Annotated in this window: 14 protein-coding genes and 1 pseudogene; all 15 read right to left on the bottom strand. The window is 40.6% G+C overall.

The window, feature by feature from the left end:
- Positions 1-2: 2 nt before the first annotated feature.
- Positions 3-2,702 (bottom strand): baseplate wedge protein, encoded by a 2,700-nt coding sequence (locus DC53_RS14590; protein ID WP_033028854.1) that lies wholly within the window; start codon positions 2,700-2,702, stop codon positions 3-5.
- Positions 2,703-2,823: 121 nt separating this feature from the next.
- Complete coding sequence (locus DC53_RS14595) at positions 2,824-6,006, bottom strand: baseplate J/gp47 family protein (protein WP_007377693.1); 3,183 nt, start codon at positions 6,004-6,006, stop codon at positions 2,824-2,826.
- 88 nt (positions 6,007-6,094) lie between these two features.
- Positions 6,095-6,457: a GPW/gp25 family protein gene (locus tag DC53_RS14600; protein ID WP_237113683.1), complete on the bottom strand. Its 363-nt coding sequence runs from the start codon at positions 6,455-6,457 to the stop codon at positions 6,095-6,097.
- Between the two features lie 70 nt (positions 6,458-6,527).
- Positions 6,528-8,150 (bottom strand): phage baseplate assembly protein V, encoded by a 1,623-nt coding sequence (locus DC53_RS14605; protein ID WP_008136320.1) that lies wholly within the window; start codon positions 8,148-8,150, stop codon positions 6,528-6,530.
- Between the two features lies 1 nt (position 8,151).
- Positions 8,152-8,841: a CIS tube protein gene (locus DC53_RS14610; RefSeq protein ID WP_240474585.1), complete on the bottom strand. Its 690-nt coding sequence runs from the start codon at positions 8,839-8,841 to the stop codon at positions 8,152-8,154.
- 47 nt (positions 8,842-8,888) lie between these two features.
- Positions 8,889-9,092, bottom strand: coding sequence for a hypothetical protein (locus DC53_RS14615; RefSeq protein WP_007377697.1), 204 nt, complete (start codon positions 9,090-9,092; stop codon positions 8,889-8,891).
- 24 nt (positions 9,093-9,116) lie between these two features.
- Complete coding sequence (locus DC53_RS14620) at positions 9,117-9,572, bottom strand: phage tail protein (protein WP_008136322.1); 456 nt, start codon at positions 9,570-9,572, stop codon at positions 9,117-9,119.
- 49 nt (positions 9,573-9,621) lie between these two features.
- The gene (locus DC53_RS14625; RefSeq protein ID WP_007377699.1) at positions 9,622-10,068 is read right to left on the bottom strand and encodes a phage tail protein; all 447 of its coding nucleotides are present in this window, start codon (positions 10,066-10,068) and stop codon (positions 9,622-9,624) included.
- 133 nt (positions 10,069-10,201) lie between these two features.
- Positions 10,202-11,641 (bottom strand): phage tail sheath family protein, encoded by a 1,440-nt coding sequence (locus tag DC53_RS14630; RefSeq protein ID WP_007377700.1) that lies wholly within the window; start codon positions 11,639-11,641, stop codon positions 10,202-10,204.
- Between the two features lie 671 nt (positions 11,642-12,312).
- A complete protein-coding gene (locus tag DC53_RS14635; RefSeq protein ID WP_007377701.1) occupies positions 12,313-12,714 on the bottom strand; it encodes a 3TM-type holin in 402 nt (133 codons plus the stop codon).
- 63 nt (positions 12,715-12,777) lie between these two features.
- A complete protein-coding gene (locus DC53_RS14640; protein ID WP_007377702.1) occupies positions 12,778-13,194 on the bottom strand; it encodes a contractile injection system spike tip protein in 417 nt (138 codons plus the stop codon).
- A 219-nt stretch (positions 13,195-13,413) separates the two neighbouring features.
- The gene (locus tag DC53_RS14645) at positions 13,414-14,394 is read right to left on the bottom strand and encodes a transposase (protein WP_033028853.1); all 981 of its coding nucleotides are present in this window, start codon (positions 14,392-14,394) and stop codon (positions 13,414-13,416) included.
- Positions 14,395-14,550: 156 nt separating this feature from the next.
- A complete protein-coding gene (locus DC53_RS14650) occupies positions 14,551-15,249 on the bottom strand; it encodes a hypothetical protein (protein ID WP_033028852.1) in 699 nt (232 codons plus the stop codon).
- Positions 15,250-15,498: 249 nt separating this feature from the next.
- A pseudogene (locus tag DC53_RS21620) lies at positions 15,499-15,735 on the bottom strand (tyrosine-type recombinase/integrase); the annotation flags it as partial.
- 132 nt (positions 15,736-15,867) lie between these two features.
- Entirely contained in the window at positions 15,868-16,236 is a 369-nt protein-coding gene (locus tag DC53_RS14655) for an eCIS core domain-containing protein (protein ID WP_033028851.1), read from the bottom strand.
- Between the last annotated feature and the right edge of the window lie 44 nt (positions 16,237-16,280).

Genomic DNA, 16,280 nt, shown 5'->3' with positions numbered 1-16,280 from the left:
AATTAAATTCGATTTGGCGTGCTGTTAGCAACGATAAATTGGTACTTCTCTGGCGAAATTGGATTAATAGCAGAAATAGACACAGGAAAAAGTGGCTTTAAATAAGCCAAAGGCGTATAGCTAATGGCGAGCCGCTGCTGACGGGATGCATGCTCTTGTAGACTAGGGCGACAGATTTCATCAATGTGATGCTGTGCTGTTAGATAAAAAATAGTATCGGCATCAAATCCATCGGGAAAGTTCGCATCGTGGCTTAGGATATTCTCATTAACCGAATCATGTATTTGATCAGCGTTTTGCCCTGTGATAATAAAATCAGTATTTGAATGTTCACTATCGTAGGTATTGAGTAGCTCCACTATGGTGGCTTTTATTGCATTCCAATTACCATGCTGCAGTGCTTGATACGTGAGTATTAAATCTGCAAGCAGCCAATGTGTGTGGCCTTTGTCATCAGTACTTTTGGGTTCAATTAAAAAAGAACTTAGTAGCTGGCTAAGTTGCTCTGTAATATTTAGCAGAGTGTCATTTTGCTCACTAAAACGAGTACGTTGAGTTTGCGCAAAATAATTCAACCAACCATAATATAAGCGTTCAAATAAACTCATCGTTTCTCTGTCTAGCCATAGACATTGCACAGGCATATGCAACGGCGTGTATTCACGGATCGTACGTTGTACAAAATCCTGAAATTCTGCTGTGGCAAAACGAGTTGTCCAATCAGGTAAAATGACATGTAAAGTATCGCTCAGTGCTGGCGTTGTAAGTAAACTCCCTTCAACCAAGTAAAAGCTTTCTCGGTTATGGGTGGCCAATGGCATTTGACCAGGGTGCGACATACCAAGGCGGCGCATAATACCCTTAGCCATAGAACTGCAATGCTGATACTGTAAAGTTTTAGAAAGATAATCAAAACCACGACAACGATTCTGCCCTAAATCACCAATCTCACTTAGCAAGCGGCATTTATCTATGTACTGACGCAACAATACCAAACGCTCAAGCAATGATTCATCAGGGTTAGGATCTCGTTCATCTTTTAAGCTTGGTGCATAAAGCGCAAATACCGCTTTGTATTTTAATAAATTACTATCAACAGGACGTTCAGCAAATCGCGCTAGTAAATGGTCTACGCTTTGATTTAATCGTGTCAATTGTGCAATAGAAAAGTCACTCTCAAGGCTGTGTTGCATGCCCCGCTGCCTGTAATTAAGCGATTGAGTATCTAACAAATGCTCAATTCCACTTATTTCTTCTAGCGCCTGACTTAATTGCGAATGCGGTAAAGTGCAAGCATGCTGCCAAAATACGTCGACCTGTTGAGCATTTAACGACTCACTAGCCAACATACAATCGAGTAACTTACCCAAACTTTCAAATGATTGCGGCTTTGGAAGCGAGAGAATATCGGGTAAAACATCAAGTTGTTTATGCTGATCTGCCAGTATTTGATCAAACAGATGTAAATACCCTTTAAACTGTAGTAATCGAGCCTTTTCAGTACTATCAATAGCTTCATTTAAGGTGTGCTCTGCAACAGCATACACTTGTGGAAGTTCATTCTGTAATGAACGATAGTCACTTAATCCTAAATGCCCTGCTTGCTCAAATTTAGGTAACATGACTGACTGAGTAACTTGAGGAGCTTGATTAAGCACCTGCAAACCTTGGCGTATCAGGGTTTTTTCTTGTTCGGTTAGCTGATATGACTGACCATCAATCAGTAAATTTAAGCCATTAAAAAAATTATCTTCATCAAAGCCTAATTGCGCAATGTTAACGATTTTCTCGTTATCATCGCTACCAAATTGAATTTGCCAAAACTCATAACCATCTTGAGCATTGTAGTTCCCATCCGCATTATTCTGATCGGCTAAAAACCGAAACGCGTTAACGCGCTCTATGTTTTCATACCCATGTAATACACTTAAAATGTCTGAGCTAAACAAGCGCACGCTATAAGATGACTTATGTAAGTCTTCATCTAGTACAAAGCCATGATGTAATTTGGGTCCTTGATAGATTTGCCCAGTACTCATGCCAAGTTGTAATAACTGCTGCGCAGAATACTTAGGGATATCAGGGGAGATCTCCCGACCGATTAACGTATACAAATCCGTTAATAAAGCCACTAAATTATCAACATGTTGTAATGACAAGGTCATGCCTATTGTCACTTTACTGACGTCATAAAATGTAATATCACCTAGTCTATGGTTCACGCATCGAGCTTGGCTAAATACACGACTAATCAGCTGTGTTACATTTGTTTTTTTGTCGTCATTAGTTGAGTACAACAGCACATTAAAATCTAAAACAGTGGCATTTGAGTCTTCGGTTTGACGCGATATAACATGTACATTTTTAACTTCTAGTAAATCTAAAATAAGGCGTCGATAGTCATCTTCTGTCACGCAGTGACTAAATAACACTTGCTCGGGCTCGTAAAATTTAACACTCCCCCCACTATGTGGTTGCGCTAATAGCTCCGGAATTGGATAGTCCAACTTATAACTGAGATCAGACAGCACATACACCAACACTTCTAGTACCGTTACACCAGGATCAAAACGGTTGTGATCGGTCCAGGTATTGGGCGCGAATTGTTGTATTCTAGCTATGCCTTGCTGACGCAGTGCCTCTAAATCTTGCCCCGTATTTCTGGGCGCAATATTTAAGATCTGCAGAACTTGATTGTCCATAACATTCCTGAATTAGTCATATGAATAACTACAAGACGCACGCATCCAAAAACTGTGAAAATTAATTTCAATTATTTTGTAAGCGGCCGTTTAATAATTAATTTAGTGGGGGAATACGGGCTTATTGAACAACAAAATCCAGTTCAATTTCCCATTTGCCAATACCTTCAAATACATCGCCTAAGGTATTAGCGAGGGCTATTTTGTGATTGCGAGCAGGCACTAAAATATCATGTGCATTATCGGCGCTAATTACGCTGTATTGTTTCTCAGTTTGACCTTTTTTAGTGGCACGGATCACTTGAATCATATCCACTGCAGGGTGGGTTTCTAGCACTTGTGCTATTGATGCTAAATAAATAGTACGCTCAAGCGGTTTATCTAATTTATTCCATGGTGTTAGTGAATCTACTACCATCTCGTTCAGGTCAATAACAGTGCTTTGAATATCGTATAATGGATCAATTTTTACGATCAATTCCAGCTGTACTTCAACATAATTTGGATCATCTATTTCAATTGTTAAGTTTGGTACAGACAACGCATTTACCTGCTCCCTAACTTGTCGCTTAAGATAACGCGGCACCTTGGGCTGCAACACCGTAACATCATAATTAAGCGGTACAACTACAAGCGATAAACCAGATGCATTAACCACAGGACGTACCGAATGCAACTGCGGGAAAGTTTGTAAAACGAAGTGCTCATAATCCCACCCGCTTAATAAGCGCTGTCGATGATGTAATCGTTCACTCACCCGACGGTCAAATTGCACTGTTTTTTCTGCTACTTTGGCATCAAAAGAAGCAAAAGGCTGCAATACTTTATCAACGTTAGGGTTGGGTAATAGCAACTTACTAATAGACTCACTGGGTAATGGTTGATCAAAATGAGAGGCGTCATTACCTTGGCTGGTTAGAGTCACCTTCATACCTTGCGCAAACACCCCTTTGAGTTTGGAGTAAATAGGAAAAGCATTAACGAAGCTACTCGGCACTTCAGTTTGACTATGATCTACCGTGGCGCGTAGCCAAAGCTTACCATCGTGATTAAATGAACCGTCTTGTGTCAGTTCAGGTAAATAAAATACCACTAACCCCGAATCGAGTAGATCATAAGTGCTGTCTCTGAGGATGCGTCCCTCACCCGCTTGACCTTGTGATTCTTCACGCTTGAAACGATGCCAAGTACCTGCGTTAAAGTACTCCCATACAAATAACGGGTTATCACCCATGTTATAACCATCAACGGGGTCAACCTGATAGTACATACGCACTTGCCCTGGCGTATTGACTTGGCTAAGCGCTATATACAAATAACCAAATTTTTCTATTCTGGGCAGTAAAGACAATAGGCTTTGCTTGTTTAATTGCTCAATTGGTCGCCCTACAGGAGTTATATGCTCTAAAAAAATAGGATTACCCACTGTCAGCGCTGATGAAGTAATACTTTCACTCTCATAGTGTAAAGTTAAGCTATCAAGAGTTGGGGTGTAAGGTGCATTCACTAATACAGGGTTATTTGAATTAGCATTCTTATAAGCAAATAGCTCAATCACTTTGGTATAATCTTTGTGGGCAAAATCTTGCTCTGATAACTCTAAGGTATAATACTTAGGCCATTTACTAGCTGTTGGCTCATCAAGAGGTAATAACTGATAGTCACGCAATGCATTATTATCGTTATACACAAAGGTTAGTGTGTTAATAGCGATATTATTTTTTACTTCAGGCAACGCGCCCGAATCTTCATTATAAAACAACTCAAGATGCGTTTGCGCATCACTTCTCGCATCTGAGCGAGAAATATTCACCACAGTGTGTGGCCAAGTTAAGCAGTGGCAATCACTTGAAAACAGTGTTTCCACCAACAATTCAATGCCTTCACAAGGTTGATCAATACCACATGAGGCGCTGCTATCAAAATAGCGTTCATCTAGACTATGCTGTGCACTGTAATAATAACTGTAGGCACGATAATAATTATCAAAATTATCGGGTCTATCTAACCATGCAAACTCGACATTAGCATGAGTGATATTTTTGATAACCAGTTCGGGGTGAGTAAAATGAACTTTAGACGCCAACCTTGGCGTCAGACCAAACGGCTCAAATGGCTTTGAGGTATCTAAATCTATCTCGCCATTATTCGCAACCACGCCACCTAGACCGCTCACTTGTGTAGTTAAACTCATTTGTGAGATTGTGAAACTATTAAAGCGCGTAAATACACTCGAATCATCACTATAGAGCAGATAGTAATAATCATTTTTAAGTACCAAAGCAATAAAAGGCAGGGCTTTATCTTCGCCAATAGGCGTATCTTCTAATGGTGTTATGGCAGGAAACAAACTATTGAATGTTAATTGCAGATGCTGTTCAACAACGCTCAATTGAGCTGCATCGATTTCTTTTATCCCTTCACTGGTTGAAATATAGAAGTCAAACCAAGTTAACCAATTTTGTAACAGTGCTTGTTCTCCAAAACCTAAGCTGACGATACGTTCACCGCCACTTAAAAATAAATCTTGTGAGGCAATTTTAAAGCCAACCTCAACACTTGATGACACTTGTTCAGCTAGCTTTTGCCCAAAAGTAGGCTCGCTTTGCTCAAGTAATATACTCTGCTCATTATCAAGTAATACTTGCTGATTTAAACTGATTCGGTCTGAAGACTTGATTTTATTAACAGTAGCAACATAATCCACTTGCGCTTTGCTAATAGTCACTACTTCATCAGTACTGTAAATAAGAGGGGCTCCCTCTGCATCTTTACCACCATCAAATTGTGTTCCCGCAGGTAAAGTCAGCATATCAACATTATTCAACGACATTACTAAATGCGCACTGTCTGCGCTTTCTGATAACGGCTCAAAGCGCAACACTTCGCCATAAAAATGATCTAAATGCCGCGCTACAAATTGATTAAACTGAGCATTACTGTGTTGTAATAAATCTATAAAGGTGAGTAATAACGCCATATCAGGACGACTGGCTAACTGTTTAATATGTTCATCCGCGTTACCATGTTCAAGTAGCTGCGCAAGACCCGCAAGCTTTTCTGGCTCGGGTAGTAGGTTTTCCCATGTGCCATTAGCTGATAATACACGCTCATCGATATAGTTTACTTGTTTGGCCAGCACAGATAAGTACTTCAACCAAGCGTCTACAGTACGCGGCTCTATGTCAAAAAAAGAACGAGATAACGCTTTAATATGCCGCCCTAGTTGACTTCGTCCCACTTCACTTGGGTTAACTGTATTAAGCGTCGCAACGGTGAGGTTGTTGTTAGACTTCAAAGTCATGATAGTACCTTGATAAGTAATAGATTTAATTAAAATGCAATAAAATAAAGCGTGCTCACAAAGATGACAGAACGTACTTTGATAGTGGCTAAACTGACTGCTCAGTCAAGTAGAATGGAAACACCATGTTGCTACGGCTGTTGGTTTGCCGTATCACGTAGTTAAGCTGAATTAACAGCACGCCGTCGTACAATTCGCTGCTATCAAATTCGATGGTTTGCAGAGTAATACGAGGTTCATGATTAAGTAACACGGTGGCAATTTCTTGTCTTAGTTGCGATAAACTCTGTTCATTCGCATCAGCAAATGAATAACTCGAAAGACCAGAACCCATATTGGGCGACAAAGGCCGCTCTCCGACTAAGGTATTTAAAGTCAAATGAATCGCTTGTTTAAGTAAGGTTTCACCGCTATCCATACCAGGCCCTGTGGCGGGGTTGCTAAACTGCACGGGAAAGCTCCAGCCAGTTCCTAGAAAAGCTTGATTTAACATTGCTGCTCCTTTTAGCCTTAATTTGAGGTTATTTTACATCCACACCTTTGCCTTCTAGTGTGATGCTATCTGAAGTTTTAAAATTAATGGCTTTTGCCACCTCTAAGGTAGACTTATCTTTGCTTTCAATCATTAATGACTCCCCTGCAACCAAAGACGTCATATCTTTTTGGGTTAGTTTTAAGCCTTCTTTAGCGTCAAAAGTGATGGTGTGATCGGCGCTACTTTGTAGTGTAAGTAGCGGCTCTTTTAAGGTGAATTGCAACGCTAATGCTTGCTCTTTAAAAAACAATCCGCGCTGCTCATTTTTATCATCATATTCAAATGGTGGCTTTGCTTTGGGGTTATGACATGCACCTAAAATCACAGGGTAACGACTATCGCCCCCAATAAATCCAACCATTACTTCTGTATCTATGTCTGGGGGCAGAAACAACCCCTCTTCAGCTCCTGAGAAAGGACTGGCTAACCGTGCCCAAAGTGGTTTTTCACCACTGGCACTGGGTAATAAAACTGGGATACGGTGTAATGCTTGTGCATCGGCTTTAAATGCAGCTACTTTCCCTATCAATATTGGGGTATAACTTGGTTTAGCATAGTCTGACCAAATACTTAGCGTTAAAGGAACACCCAGTATGAATTCACTAAACCAGCCATCACTCGACAAATGGTGATGAATTTCACCCACCACATAATCACCACTATATTCCTTTCCCACTCCAGAGAGTGTCAGTGCATCTAAATGCTTGACTTTAGTAAGCGCTTTTTGCGCAGACATATCTATACGTACATGCCCTTGGTACATATCGAGTAATCGATAATATTGCTCAGCACCGGCTTTAGCCGCCAACTCTAATTTTTCAATAGGTGCTTGTGATAGGCGTAAAGTATCAGGTAAAGCCATCGCCGTATCTGCATCACTGTGAGTTTTAAACTTAGCAGCCGGCATGACTGGATCAGCATTGTCGTAGAGTTTTTGTTCTTTTATATCCCAACTACTGTATTGCAGTTTTTTAAGATGCGAACTCACATCACAGTGCAAAGCGAAATCAACACAGCCATCCATTGCCACGTTAAATTCATGCGCAGTGGGAGTGTGTTTTGCCAAATCAACAACGTGATTTTTGCCATCGTTAAAAAATGCAAAACCATTGCACAGCACTCGGCGCATAAACACCGCCCATGGCTGTTCATCCACCACTAAAAATTGGTGATGTTCAATTTTACTGGCCGCTATAGTGCCAGGCGTTGCACCGTATGTAGTGAGTAAATCACTGAGAATATCGCCGTCTTTGGCTTTTTCATCATAGAGTTTACTCATGGCACTTTGACACAGCTTAATTGTATCGGCTCGAGCTTCAATATGCATAAATGGTTGCCGTTCAAAGCCTATACCTTGAGCAGTAATAACACCGCTAAATAGTACACTTTGTTCGCCATCACCAAAGCCGGCTTTTAGCTCTATCGCTTTACCCATAGTGAATAGCCCTTCATCAGTTTTAGCAAAGGTTTCTTTGGCCATATCACCGTCGTCAATTACTAAACTCAGATGCGCAATTTGATTAACGCCGTTTTTTACAGTTGCTTCTCGCAAGGCAAATTTATCACTGATTTTGTTGCCCTCTACGGCAATGGTATATCGCAAATCCATACTAACGCTCCAACGGCGGATAAATGATTTGCGTACCCACCTCAGCGCTACGAATAGAAGGTAGACGATTAACCATCGCCACCTGATGTACAAACTGTTGGTTGCCGTATATTTTTGCACTTTGCACAAGCACCGAACTGCCCGCCTTATGTTGGATAACATGAGTTAAGTCGGGAGAACTTTTACCTGATTTAAGTTTCATTTCTTTTTCAGATAAACACTCCACCACACAACAATGAACTTTGGCTTTTAAACGGCGTCCTTTGTTATCTACCAGTTCAGTTTCCACTTTAGTGGTGCATAACATGCCATCAAATGTCCCACTTGGGCCATGATTAAGTACCATATTCAATGGTTGGACTGTCACATAAGTGGGTTCGTGTGTTTCACTCTGAACTGCGGTGCCATACTTCAACAAAGTTTGGATGTTTTTTTCTGTTTCTATGTTCCCTTGCAACTTTGCTAGTAATTCGGTGGGTAAATCAATAATGGTGTCATCTAGCAAAAAGGTCACCGATAGCTTTGAAGGCGAAGACTTTTGATATTGGCTTGCGCCGCTTTCGGCGCCTATCGTTTGTGATTTTTGAATACTGTTGGAATAGCTGGTTTGCAACGATTTTGCATCATACGCAAGTGTCATCTCAGCCAGCTGGTTACCAGAGCCACGCTCTATTTTACTATAAAAGGTCACTTTACATAGCGGTGACCCAGCCGCATTTGCGCCAATACCTATCATTTTTATGGCCTTTTTTGTTTAGTAAATTGCTGAAACTGCTTGTCTATGTAGCGTTTTAAAGATTTTTCGATTTGTTCAACTTGGTTATTAATAGTCCCAGTATTTTCGCCTGTGCTAGTACTTTGTGATTGCGGCCTATCGCCATCAGGTTCACTTTGTCCAGATAAACGAGCTTTAACATGAATCGCATCACATTGAATTTCCATTAGCATCACCTTGTCTTTAATGTGTTAAGTAAAAGGAATTGGCACTGTCACCAAGTTTTGATAGCTAAACGTAATAGACTCAATGAGTACATCGTTACGCGTTGCATCTAGACTGTCCCACTCCCAACTTTCCATAAATGCGCGAGTGACTAGCCATGCTTTTGTGGGTAGGTTGTTATCGCTAAGTAAAGTGATCAAAATATCGTTGCGAACCGCAAACTGATTCCACTGCGGTAAACTAATAAAGTTTGTTAATTCCAAGGTGCTACCAGTGCGCAGTACACCACGTTTCAAAGTTAAGGTGCGCGATTGTTTATTACTGCCTACCGTTGCTCGATTACCGTCATACTCAATGTTGCGATTAACTTTTAGGCCACTGATTTCCTTAAAAAAAATATCTATCGGATTCGGTATAGCCGCTGATGTAATTAGCGCAGCAAAGCGGTATCCCACCATAGGTGTTGTTAGTTCTTGAATCATAGTAATGTCCAAAAAGGGCACTAACGTGCCCAAGACAAGGAGAATAAAATTAATGGAATTCGATCTTAATATCATCGGCCATCATTTCTAACGACTCCACACTGGCTTCGTTTGAGCCACCATTAATACTTGGCGCTGTAAGCTTTTTAGGAAAAGCATTAATCACCTTCCAAGTAACCAATGGCTGTGAACGGTCTTCGTTAGTGAGTGAAATAGTAATGTCTTTTTTATCAACCAAATTTAAGCTAATTGATGAAATCCAATCATAAAACTGACTCTTTTGACGCACTAAACCTCGTTTAAGTGTGATATTCACATCGGTTGATTGCCCAGGCATGTGCTTTTTGCCGTAACCATCTTTGTAAGTAATGGTTTCAACACCAATGTCTAAGCCCGACACTTCAGAAAACGGAATGCTCTCCTCACCAAAACTAACGACAAATCGATATACCGGGATCGGGTATTCTGCTGCAATGTCTGCTGCTGTAGTAGCCATAAAAAACTCCAAAAAATAATAATTTTAGTGCCCAAGTTACAATAAAACTTAGGTAAATAAGTAAATTAAAAAGGCTGATTGAGAAAACATAAAACGTATAAATATGACCCCCAACCAACCTTGGTCGGGTTCGTTAGCCTTCTAAGCTCTTATGTGAGAAGGTTAATACAATAAACTCAGCAGGGCGTACCGCAGCTAAACCAATTTCTATATTCATTACACCATTATTGATGTCGTCTTCGGTCATGGTTTGGCCAAGGCCTACGTTTACAAAGAAGGCTTGATCTGGGGTCTCACCAAAGAAAGCACCTTGACGCCATAAATTCTCAAGGTAACTTTCAATCATGGTTTTGAGCTTTAACCAAGTGAAAGGCGTGTTTGGCTCAAACACCGCAAACTGTGTGGCTTTTTGAATTGACTCTTCCACTAAGTTAAATAAACGGCGAACCGATACATAGCGCCACTCATTGTCATTACCAGCAAGAGTACGTGCACCCCAAACCAAAGTCCCTTTACCAACAAAGGTACGAATCGCGTTGATTGATTTACCAGAAATGGCATCAACGTTAAGGCTCTCTTGCTCAGTGCTATCAATAGCAAGCGTTGGCGCAAGCACTTGCGATAAAGCTACGTTAGCAGGTGCTTTCCATACTCCGCGTTCTTTGTCGGTTTTAGCGATAATACCCGCAACGGCAGGTGACGGAGGCAATACGAGATAACTTTTTGCTAACGCCGCCTTAGCTTGATTATAAATTTGCGCGTTATAATCTGTATTTGTACTGTCATCATTACCTAGTACAGATAGCATCACATCTTTGTAAGTTATAGGGTCTGCTGTTTCATCTTCTACCACCTTAACAGTCACGTTTGCTTCATCGTAACTGCGTGCGATAGTCGTCTTTAAATATGGGTAGTAAGATGCACCATATTTTAAACCCTGCGTTACTTTGGCGCGCAAACGTTCAGAGTCATGAACAATTGCAGTAGTCCCAGCAGGCGTTTCTTGCATTTGCACATCAACTAATGCAAAACGGTCCATGCGTTTTTCTGCATGTTTAAGCGCCTTATTTTGCACCTCGTAGTGGCCAACTTCGTCTAAACCAATTGCTTCTGGAGATGAAATAAGTGTTACTTCATCAACCTTATTTAAAAGGTCAATGCCAGCGCTATAAGACTCTTTTGACGCAAGTGTACCTGCCATACCAATAGAAACGACATAACACGCCCCACCACCATTAGCAAAAAAGTGACTAACTGCTTGATGAAGAAAGAACTTAGCACCTTCTAGTTTTGCAAGATCATCAGCAACAGCCGCTACATTGGTAATATCATAACCTTTAGAGCTAGGCATTAGCGTAAAGCTCTCTTTGTATGGGCCACCAAAGTTTGCTTCAAACTGCACCATGCTAGTAATACGCACAGGCATGTTTAAAAAGTTGGCAGCATCACCGGCTTCATTAAGTTGAGTGGTATGACCAATAAATGCTGGAATTGCCGTTGCCACCTCTGCGACTGACGGCGGTAGAATTGATTTTTCTCTAACGTAGACGTCAGGGGTTTTATATTGAGACATAGTATTTCCTTTAGTTAATAGAACGCATTCTTAAACGCCGAAATGGCAAGAATTAGGGATTGAGCACCAAGCAAGCCTTTTATCAATGCCTACCCACCAAATAAAATGGATAAACGTCTGGCGGATCCTACTTAGTACTCAAAAGACTTTATGGGTTAACCCACGGCTCCGCCTCATCAGTCACAACTGATGGCAAAATAATTGAAACTTACTTAGAAGAAAATTTGAGTTACCTCACAACCAGCTTCATCTGTCACGTTAAGGCCTGTTAACCTTTTAAGATTACAGCTTGTTCTATCTAGGGACGATTAATCACGTTGCGAGGTTTATAACCTAGTGGGCTCGGTAACTGATCTTGCGTTACCCTACTGGCTTACATCCATGTAACAATAAATTGAAACCAAGCAACAAAGAGTAAATCGCCCCTAGGGCGAACCCAAAGGGCTACACATGTTTGGTTTTTTATACTGCGTTATCGCCTATTTATAGGGAATAACGCAGCATAGGCGCTGCGCTGCGTTGCCTACAAACCAAACATACCGCTGTAAATTCAACCTCGAAAGGTAAACAGCCCTAATAACAAGTTTATTTATATTGTGTTCAGAAGACGTTGTTCGATAAGAAATGTGAAAACTAATTGAAATATAATTTTGTAATGCATTATTTTATAGCTAGCGAGAAACACCTTTGAGTTTTTCAACGGTTCGTAAGCCCGCTAACCCCAACATGGCCAAAGTAAGCTCCATCATGACGTCGAGTGGTAATTGTGGAGTACCAATCTCTGGCAACAACCACTGCAATATAGGATTAATAACAAAGGCAAATAAAAAGCCAAGGCCGCACACCCACATTAAAAAAGGCCGGGCACCCGCCACAAATAAACTACGGTGAGATGCTTGCACTTGATTAATTTTTGCTTGAACTAAATTAGGTTGCTGCGCTACACGTTGTTTGAGAATATCTAAATTTAGCGTTTCTTCATCACTAGTAAATAACTCATCTAGTATTGAGCCGATTGCGTTAATAGGCTCTTGTGCTTTGGAAGAAAATAAAACCGATAACAGTCCCATCATTTATTCTCCTGCTTTAAATTAAATATGCTTTTTTACTGATGAAGAGTAATAACACTCCACGAACTAAACAACTGTAAGCTTTGTCTGCCCTGCATCAGTAAACTCAATAGTAATATTGATCATAGGTACGGGATCGGGTACACCTTGTGGACTTTGCGCTGGTTTTGAAATTTGTAGTAGCGCCATTATTTGCGTGTCTTTGGTGACTAGCGCTGTTTTAGACTTACCTTTAACCGTTAAATTTGGCTTACCAGAAATGACTTTACCCATCGCAATACCGCCCTTAAAAGCAGCGTTATCGTAGTTTGACTGAAATTTTTGCAACCACTGTTTTACATCATCCTCAGTGAGCACTGCTTTTTTACCTTGTGAGAATTTGTTTTTAGTCGCAGTTGGAATTTTATCACTGGTTTTTACTAGCTGCTGGGCGCCATTAACTGTAATTTTAATCGCAGCACCATCCACACATACAAGCGGCATAACCATCCCTTACTCAAATAAAATAAATTGCATACCTGAACAGACGCGTGAAAAGTAAAAATGTGAAATCCAACATTATCACAATAAATGAAAGTACAATCATGTAGGAAATTTAAGGGGTCAGAGGAAGTTTAAGGGGTCAAATCGCTTGCTTCATAAAGGAAGTTTAAGGGGTCAAATCGCTTGCTTCATAATACTGTCAAAAGGAAGTTTAAGGGGTCAAATCGCTTGCTTCATAATACTGTCAAAAATAGCATCTAATTGTTTTGAAAATTGCTTATCCTCTCTGCGCTTTTCTCTTATTTGATGAGTAATAAAACTCACAGAGCCACTATGACCAAGGTTAAAATACTCTGCAATATTACTTAACTTTTCAGCCAAAACCTCTTGGCAAAAATACATGGCAACTTTACGTCCTTCAAATCCTTTGCTTGGCCCTTTAAGCACACTGGTAATTTTAGATAGCGGGCAAGCATAATAATCAGCAACCGCCATAACCACCTCATTCATTGTGATATTCGGTTTTAGTTGCTGTAAAACCTCAGGTTCGGGGCTATTTATAAGCTGAGTGTTTTTCAACCAACGTTTAAAACCATCACTGCCCAAAACCGATGCAATATTACCTTTGTCGTAAAAGTCAGTGAGTTCATCACTGCTACCTCGTAATACATAAGCTTTGTACTGCTTAAACTTGTGACGATGACCCAGTATTTGATAAGTAAAGTCGCGCGTAAGCCATTCTGGTGGTTTTACTTTCCCGATATAAGCTGGGTAGCTCGACCAAGAATAGTGCGCTAAGTCATCCACCAGCGGCATAGTCATATCAATAGGATTACGATGGATATAGCGGCTTAATTGCAGCAGATACTCATCTTTTTCGACCAATATCGCCTTATACCTCCCGCGAAATAATGGCCCATCGGTATGCTTCAACTTATTATATCGCTGAGTATAAACCCCATTAATATGGCGCATAACATGGCCTAAATTCGCTTTGGGTGTTTCAATCAACAAATGATAGTGGTTCGTCATAAGGCAATACGCATGAATAACGCAATCAAAGCGCGCTTGTGCCTCACCCAATGTGGTTAAAAAGGCTTGAAAGTATAATTCGTCGTGAAAGGTATTTTGCCGTCCGCGCCCACGGTTCATAACATGATAAAAAGCATGTTCGTACTCAATTCGTTGTGGCCTTGGCATTGTGAACTACTTGTTTTAATAATACTCCTTTGAAGGTAGTCGACTCATGTCATGAAGCAAGTGATTTGACCCCTTTTTTTGCTTTCTTTAAACATTTTAACTTAAAATAAATCGTTTTTTCACTACAGCCCAAAAATGGCGTGCTATTTACATAATTTAAAATGAAGCAGCTCCTTCTTTTTCTTTTTCCTTTGCCAAATCAAAACCATATTTAGCTGTATCATTGTATATCTCATCATCAACTGAACGACCATACTTCTTAAGTAATTCTTCGGTGTATTGTGAATAATACCAATTTCCAGAATCGGCTTTAGTCGTTGCTTTTTGATGCCCTTCCCTTCCCTTATAATATGTTTGGAGATCTTTGCGTAAACCCGTTGTTTTTACCCATGGATCAATAATTGTTTGTTCCTCAGGTTTTGCTTTATCTTCATTATCATAGGCAACAGCATAAGCATGGTGTGCATCATATTCTAAACTCACATTATCGGCTTTAGTAGTTCTCAGTGCTTCACTGTAAGCGAGTGCAGCAAATTGATTGCAATTAGCAGCCTTTATGTCAACTGCTAATGTTGCGCGTTTGGCTAAATTAGTGCGATTCTCCCAGCTTCCAGCATGATCTTTATCAATTAAATAATGAATCAGTGCCACGCCTGCATAAGATTTGCCATTTGAAGCAATCACTTCTTTAGTACGATTACCTGAGTTCGGTATCATTGCCCGAGCATAAGAACTGATCGTATTTGCTTCATCTGTAAATTTTTTTAGTTGTAATAAAGCAGTTTTTTTCTGAACAACCGAATTTGTAACTACTCGACTTTTATTTTCTTTTGGCTTCTCTAATTGTGCATACATATCTCAACCCTTTTTAAATTGGCTTTATTTACTGTTATAGGCTGTTTTTAGTTGCCTATAACAATCCCAGATACACCACACAGTGGTGGATGTGGCGTTTATTCTGACTATCTCATTATCATTTCTGGACTTTTAACACCTATTTTGGCTGTTAAAAGTCCACTTTTTTAAACTTCATCTACTTCCCATTAGCGGTGGCTCTTTAATACCCGCATGGGCTGTTAAAGCGCCACTCTTTTGGTCATCTATTCACAACCCGTCAATCTCATCCAGCGGTGAACTTATCCCCTCAAAACCTTTCGTGGTTATGTGCGTATAAATCTCGGTCGTTTTAGAGCTAGAATGCCCTAGCAATGCTTGGATATATCTCAAGTCAGTACCTCTTTCTAATAGGTGTGTAGCGAACGAATGCCGCAAAGTATGCAGCGATGCTTTTTTGTGGATTTTTGAACTCTGTAATGCTCGATAAAAAATTTTTCTTAGGCTGGTAGCTGAGAGAGATAAGGGGTCAAGTCACTTGCTTCATAACACTTGAGAGAGATAAGGGGTCAAGTCACTTGCTTCATAACACTTAACTTAAAACAAAGCTTGTCAATTCGACATGACGCTCTAACTTAGTCACATACTCTCTGCTCTTGCCCCTATCACATCGGCTTCATGTTCTAATTTTGGATCATCATTCACCGCTTGCCCTGCAAACTGGGTAGTGGCTTGTACGCGACCTTGCATTTGCTGGCCAATGTGAGCAAGCTCATGCCCTAAATGGCGGTCTTGCCCCGGGCTGATGTGTACTTCTCTGCCTTGGGCATAGGCGTGGGCATTAAGTTGCGCGGGCTTGGATGAGTTGGTATGCACAGCAACGTGGCTTAAATCGACGCCCATCATGCTGCCTACGTTGTCTTTTAAACGCGTTTCTCGGCTTATTGCTTGGCGTTGTACGGGGAGCGTGTCGTGTTCTTGCTGCTTTTGACTAAGTGACTGGTACATAAAAATTCCAAGGTATAATAATAGGTTAAATGAAGCTGCCGTAT

Origin of the sequence: Pseudoalteromonas fuliginea, from assembly GCF_000690055.1 — a bacterium.
Classification (GTDB): Bacteria; Pseudomonadota; Gammaproteobacteria; order Enterobacterales; family Alteromonadaceae; genus Pseudoalteromonas; species Pseudoalteromonas fuliginea.
Note: the sequence above shows the minus strand (reverse complement) of the source record. Positions and strands in the feature narration are given on the sequence as shown.

Bases quoted from the DNA above. Each gene is read 5' to 3' on its own strand.
- DC53_RS14590 (WP_033028854.1), bottom strand. From the start codon at position 2,702: ATGGACAATCAAGTTCTGCAGATCTTAAATATTGCGCCCAGAAATACG.
- DC53_RS14595 (WP_007377693.1), bottom strand. From the start codon at position 6,006: ATGACTTTGAAGTCTAACAACAACCTCACCGTTGCGACGCTTAATACA.
- DC53_RS14605 (WP_008136320.1), bottom strand. From the start codon at position 8,150: ATGGATTTGCGATATACCATTGCCGTAGAGGGCAACAAAATCAGTGAT.
- DC53_RS14615 (WP_007377697.1), bottom strand. From the start codon at position 9,092: ATGGAAATTCAATGTGATGCGATTCATGTTAAAGCTCGTTTATCTGGA.
- DC53_RS14620 (WP_008136322.1), bottom strand. From the start codon at position 9,572: ATGATTCAAGAACTAACAACACCTATGGTGGGATACCGCTTTGCTGCG.
- DC53_RS14625 (WP_007377699.1), bottom strand. From the start codon at position 10,068: ATGGCTACTACAGCAGCAGACATTGCAGCAGAATACCCGATCCCGGTA.
- DC53_RS14630 (WP_007377700.1), bottom strand. From the start codon at position 11,641: ATGTCTCAATATAAAACCCCTGACGTCTACGTTAGAGAAAAATCAATT.
- DC53_RS14635 (WP_007377701.1), bottom strand. From the start codon at position 12,714: ATGATGGGACTGTTATCGGTTTTATTTTCTTCCAAAGCACAAGAGCCT.
- DC53_RS14640 (WP_007377702.1), bottom strand. From the start codon at position 13,194: ATGCCGCTTGTATGTGTGGATGGTGCTGCGATTAAAATTACAGTTAAT.
- DC53_RS14645 (WP_033028853.1), bottom strand. From the start codon at position 14,394: ATGCCAAGGCCACAACGAATTGAGTACGAACATGCTTTTTATCATGTT.
- DC53_RS14650 (WP_033028852.1), bottom strand. From the start codon at position 15,249: ATGTATGCACAATTAGAGAAGCCAAAAGAAAATAAAAGTCGAGTAGTT.
- DC53_RS14655 (WP_033028851.1), bottom strand. From the start codon at position 16,236: ATGTACCAGTCACTTAGTCAAAAGCAGCAAGAACACGACACGCTCCCC.